General features: G+C 71.9%; 4 protein-coding genes. 1 reads left to right on the top strand and 3 read right to left on the bottom strand.

The window, feature by feature from the left end; translation table 11 throughout:
• Window positions 1-527: 527 nt before the first annotated feature.
• The 3 genes from ACFWI8_RS19265 to ACFWI8_RS19255 are packed head-to-tail and all read right to left on the bottom strand — an operon-like array spanning window position 528 to window position 3,208.
• On the bottom strand, window positions 528-1,280 hold the full coding sequence (locus ACFWI8_RS19265; protein ID WP_387092805.1) for an amino acid ABC transporter ATP-binding protein: 753 nt from the start codon (window positions 1,278-1,280) through the stop codon (window positions 528-530).
• Window positions 1,281-1,297: 17 nt separating this feature from the next.
• Window positions 1,298-2,242 carry an amino acid ABC transporter permease gene (locus ACFWI8_RS19260; RefSeq protein ID WP_387092762.1) on the bottom strand — a complete coding sequence of 315 codons (945 nt, stop codon included), beginning with the start codon at window positions 2,240-2,242 and terminating at the stop codon, window positions 1,298-1,300.
• A gap of 9 nt (window positions 2,243-2,251) precedes the next feature.
• Window positions 2,252-3,208: an ABC transporter substrate-binding protein gene (locus tag ACFWI8_RS19255; RefSeq protein ID WP_387092759.1), complete on the bottom strand. Its 957-nt coding sequence runs from the start codon at window positions 3,206-3,208 to the stop codon at window positions 2,252-2,254.
• 548 nt (window positions 3,209-3,756) lie between these two features.
• Here ACFWI8_RS19255 and ACFWI8_RS19250 point away from each other — a divergent pair.
• On the top strand, window positions 3,757-4,977 hold the full coding sequence (locus ACFWI8_RS19250; protein WP_311598814.1) for an NADP-dependent malic enzyme: 1,221 nt from the start codon (window positions 3,757-3,759) through the stop codon (window positions 4,975-4,977).
• Window positions 4,978-5,120: the final 143 nt, after the last annotated feature.

The raw sequence follows: 5,120 nt of genomic DNA, 5'->3' as shown, positions 1-5,120 counted from the left end.
GGCTCCGCCGGGCCGGAACGCACGGGAGCCGGCACCCCGCCCCGCGCCGCGCGCGACCGCGCCCACTCGGCGCGAAGCGCCAGCGCACCCGGCCCCACCGGGCCGGATCGCCACCGGGGCCATGCCCCGCACCGCGCCGCGCTACGCGCGGCCGTGCCACTCGACGCGAAGCGCCAGCGCACCCGGCCCCGCCGGGCACCCGCACGGCCAGGCCGTCCCCCTGCCACGGCATGCCCTCCGGCACGAAGCACCGGCTCCGCCGGGCCGGAACGCACGGGAGCCGGCACCCCGCCCCGCGCCGCGCGCGACCGCGCCCACTCGGCGCGAAGCGCCAGCGCACCCGGCCCAACCGGGCCGGAACACCACCGGGGCCATGCCCCGCACCGCGCCGCGCGCGATGTGCCGCGTGAACGGACGCCACCCTGCCACCCGGCGCGAAGCGCCAAGGCAGGGCGGAGCCGGTCGCCCGCACGGCGCGGAGCGCCGGGGGGGGGCGGCTGTCGCCGGCGCTATGCGCCGGACCGCGGCTAGAGGACCTTGGAGAGGAAGGCCTGCGTCCTCGGGTGGCGGGGGCTGTTCAGCACGTCCCTGGGGTGCCCGGACTCCACGACCACGCCGTCGTCCATGAACACGAGCGAGTCGCCGACCTCGCGGGCGAAGCCCATCTCGTGGGTGACCACGATCATCGTCATGCCGTCCTCGGCGAGCCCCCGCATCACGTCGAGCACCTCGCCGACCAGCTCCGGGTCGAGCGCGGAGGTCGGCTCGTCGAACAGCATCAGCTTGGGGTCCATCGCCAGCGCCCTGGCGATCGCCACCCGCTGCTGCTGCCCGCCGGAGAGCTGAGCCGGGTAGTTGTCCACCCGGTCCGCGAGCCCGACCCTGGCCAGCAGGGCCTCGGCACGCTCCCTGGCCGCCGCCCGCTTCATGCCCTTGACCTGGACCGGCGCCTCCATCACGTTCTCGGCGGCGGTCATGTGCGGGAAGAGGTTGAAGCGCTGGAACACCATGCCGATGTCCCGCCGTTGCTCGGCGACCTCGCGCTCCCGCATCTCGTAGAGCTTGTCGCCCTTCTGCCGGTAGCCCACCAGGTGGCCGTCCACGTAGAGCCGGCCGGCGTCGATCTTCTCCAGGTGGTTGATGCAGCGCAGGAACGTCGACTTGCCGGAGCCGGACGGACCCACCAGGCAGAAGACCTCGCCGGCGCGCACCTCCAGGTCGATGCCGCGCAACACCCGCACGGAACCGAACGACTTGTGGACCCGCTCGGCCCGCACCATCGGATGAGCCGACTCGCTCATATGCTCGTCCCTCCCACCTGGCTCGGGCTGCGGAGCGACGTGAGCTGCGCCCGCATCCGCTGCAACGGGGTCGCGGGCAACGCCCTGTTGGTCCCCTTCGCGTAGTGACGCTCCAGGTAGTACTGGCCGATGCTGAACACCGTGGTCAGCACCAGGTACCAGACGGTGGCCACGAGCAGCAGTTCCATCACCGCCAGGTTGCGGGAGCTGATGGTGGTGGACGCGCGGAACAGCTCGGTGTACTGGATCGCGGAGACCAGCGACGAGGTCTTCAGCATGTTGATGAACTCGTTGCCGGTCGGCGGGATGATCACCCGCATCGCCTGCGGCAGCACGATCCTGCGGGTGGTCTTGGCGCCGCTCATGCCGAGCGCGTGCGCCGCCTCCGTCTGCCCCGGGTCGACGGACAGGATGCCGGCCCTGGCGATCTCGGCCATGTAGGCGGCCTCGTTGAGGGCGAGCCCGAGGAGCGCGGCGAGGAACGGCGTCATCACGTCGTTCATCTCGTTCTTGTACAGCGGCCCGAGGTTCACGGTGTCGAAGACGAACGACAGGTTGTACCAGAGGAACAGCTGCACCAGCACGGGCGTGCCCCGGAAGAACCAGATGTAGCCCCAGGCGACGCTGGAGAGCACCGGGTTCCTCGACAGCCGCATCACCGCGAGCAGGACCCCGAGCGCCACGCCGAGCAGCATGGAGAGCAGGGTGATCCAGAGCGTCTTGCCGGCGCCCTCGATGATCGTGTCGTGATCCAGGTAGTCGCCGACGACGCCCCAGTCGACGTCGGCGCCCGCGAACGCCCACACCAGCAGGCCGAGCATCGCCAGCACGACGGCGGCCCCCACCCAGCGGCCGTAGTGGCGCACCGGGACGGCCTTGATGGGCACCGGCAGGTGCTCCGCCGACTTCTCCGGCTCGGGTGACTCCACGGTCTTGGTCACGGCCGCCGCCTACTGGCCGGCGTTGACGGTCGCCTCTTCGATGGCGCCGGCCTCCGCGTCCCACTCGGCCAGGATCTCGGCGTAGGTGCCGTCGTCGATGATCTGCTGGACGGCCGCCTGCAGCGCGTCGCGCAGCTGGGTGTCCTCCTTGTTGACGGCTATGCCGTAGGGCGCGGCGTCGATCTGCTCGCCGACCACCTCGAACAGCTCGCCGCCGCCCGCCTCGCGCTCGTTGTAGAGGGCCACCGGGAAGTCGGTGATCGCGGCGGCCGCGCGGCCGCTCTGCAGCGCCGTGATGGTCTCGGTGTCGACCTCGTTGATGATCGGCTCGATCGGCTCGTCGCAGCTCTCCTGCTGCGCCTCGATCACGGCCTCGTTGGCGGTGCCCTGCTGGGCGGCGACGGCCAGCCCGCACAGGTCGTCCAGGGACTGGATGCCCTCGGGGTTGCCGCTCGCGACCAGGATGGCGGAGCCGGCCTGGAAGTAGTTGACGAAGTCGGCGCCGCCCTCGGCGTCCTCGCTCACGCCCTGCTGCCGCTCGGCGGTGTCGGTCATCGCCGACATGATCACGTCGTGCCGGCCGTTGTTCATGCCGAGGATCAGGCCGTCGAAGGTGCCGTTCTCGAACTGGAACTCCACGCCGAGCACCTCACCGAGCGCGGCCGCGATGTCCGGGTCGATGCCGGCTATCTCGTCGTTCTCGTCGTAGAACTCGATGGGCGCGTAGGCGATGTCGGAACCGACCTTGATCACGCCGGCCTGCTGGATGTCCTCCGGCAGCAGGTCGAAGAGCGGCGCGTCGGCACCGGCCTCCTGGCTCGCCCCGCCGTCACCGCCGCCGTCGCCGCCACCGCTGCCGGCGTCGTCGGTCTGGTCGCCGCAGGCCGTCAGCAGCAGCGCGCCGGTGGCGACGAGGGCCCCGAGCGCGGCGCGGCGTCGGGGGCGGCGGACGAAGTTGGCGCTCATGGCGTTGGTCCTCCAGGGGTCGCGGAGTATCCGAGGGGGCCGGGCACGCGTCTTCGGGTGTCACGACAGGGCAGGTGCGATGGAGGGCATCCTGCCACTCCGTTCGGCGTAATCGGCCGCCGTGAACGTCAAGATCGGATAACGGACACGTCGTACCGGTTACCGGGAGTGATGAACTGCCGGGCGCCTCGCCCATCTTGCGCCGCCCCGCGCGCCGGTGAGAGATGCGTCACGCCCCCGTGGCGACGGTCGCGGGCGGGTAACCCCTGAGTGGGCCGGTGGCCGTGCGTTTCGCCCGACGCGCCGCCACGGCCCGGTGTCAAGAGGAGCACTCGTCAAACGGCCGCGCCCAGCCTGGTCGCGGATCACGCTCGTGCCACGCGTGCTTGATCAGGTAGAACCGATCGATACACCCCTCACCCGGGGACCTGGACGCGTGTGCGGCGCGTCCGGCGTCCGCTGCCCACCCTCGCGGACGTGGTGCCCGCCCGTTCCCCGACCGGGGAGCGGCCACCCTCGATTCAGCGACGCAGTAAAGGGGTTACCCAGTGGCTTCGGAGACCGTCAATCCCAGCGACGGCAAGCTCACCGACACTCGACTCGACAGCGGGCTCGATACCGAGCTCGATCCGGCGTTCGCGCTCCATCGCGGCGGCAAGATGGCCGTCACGGCGACGGTGCCGGTGCGCGACCGCGACGACCTGTCGCTCGCCTACACACCGGGCGTGGCCCGGGTGTGCGCGGCGATCGCGGAGCGTCCCGAGCTGGTCCACGAGTACACCTGGAAGTCGAAGGTCGTCGCCGTCGTCACGGACGGCAGCGCGGTGCTCGGCCTCGGCGACATCGGGCCCGAGGCCTCGCTGCCCGTGATGGAGGGCAAGGCCATCCTCTTCAAGCAGTTCGGCGGCGTGGACGCGGTGCCGGTGGCGCTCGACTGCCGCGACCCGGACGAGATCGTGGAGACGGTCGCCCGCCTCGCGCCGTCGTTCGGCGGCATCAACCTGGAGGACATCGCGGCGCCGCGCTGCTTCGAGATCGAGCGGAAGCTCCAGGAGCGGCTCGACATCCCGGTCTTCCACGACGACCAGCACGGCACGGCCGTGGTGACGCTGGCCGCCCTGCGGAACGCGGCGCGGCTGACCGGCCGGGCACTGGCCGACCTGCGGGTGGTGATCTCCGGCGCGGGCGCGGCCGGAGTGGCCATCGCCAAGATCCTGCTCGGCGCGGGCGTCGGCGACGTGGTGGTCTGCGACCGGCGCGGCGTCGTGTCGACCGACCGGGACGACCTGACGGCCGTCAAGCGGGAGCTGGCCGAACTGACCAACGCGGGCGGCCTGACCGGCTCGCTCGAGTCGGCGCTGGCCGGCGCGGACGTCTTCGTCGGCGTGAGCGGCGGCACGGTCCCCGAGCCGGCGGTCGCGAAGATGGCGCCCGGCGCCTTCGTCTTCGCCATGGCCAACCCCGACCCGGAGATCCACCCGGACGTCGCCGCCCGCTACGCCTCGGTGGTGGCGACGGGGCGCAGCGACTACCCGAACCAGATCAACAACGTGCTGGCCTTCCCCGGCATCTTCGCGGGCGCGCTGCGGGTGGGCGCGAAGCGGATCACCGAGTCCATGAAGCTGGCCGCGGCCGAGGCACTGGCCGCGGTCGTCGCCGACGAGCTCGCCCCCGACCGCGTCATCCCCTCCCCCTTCGACCCCCGCGTGGCCCCCGCCGTCGCGACGGCCGTCGCCGAGGCGGCGGAGAAGGAGGGCGTCCTCCGCTGACGGTGCCGCCTGCCGGCGGCAGCGGCTCGAAGGTCGCCGGGCTGGTGGGGGGGGCGGGGCCCCCCCCCCCCCCGCGCGGTAAAAAAAAAAACAACCCACCACACCCACCAAAAAGAAGGAATTGGTAGTGTGGGGGGAAAAGG

The sequence above is a fragment of the Streptomyces sp. NPDC127098 genome (assembly GCF_042722465.1).
GTDB lineage: Bacteria > Actinomycetota > Actinomycetes > Streptomycetales > Streptomycetaceae > Streptomyces > Streptomyces millisiae.
Note: the sequence above shows the minus strand (reverse complement) of the source record. Positions and strands in the feature narration are given on the sequence as shown.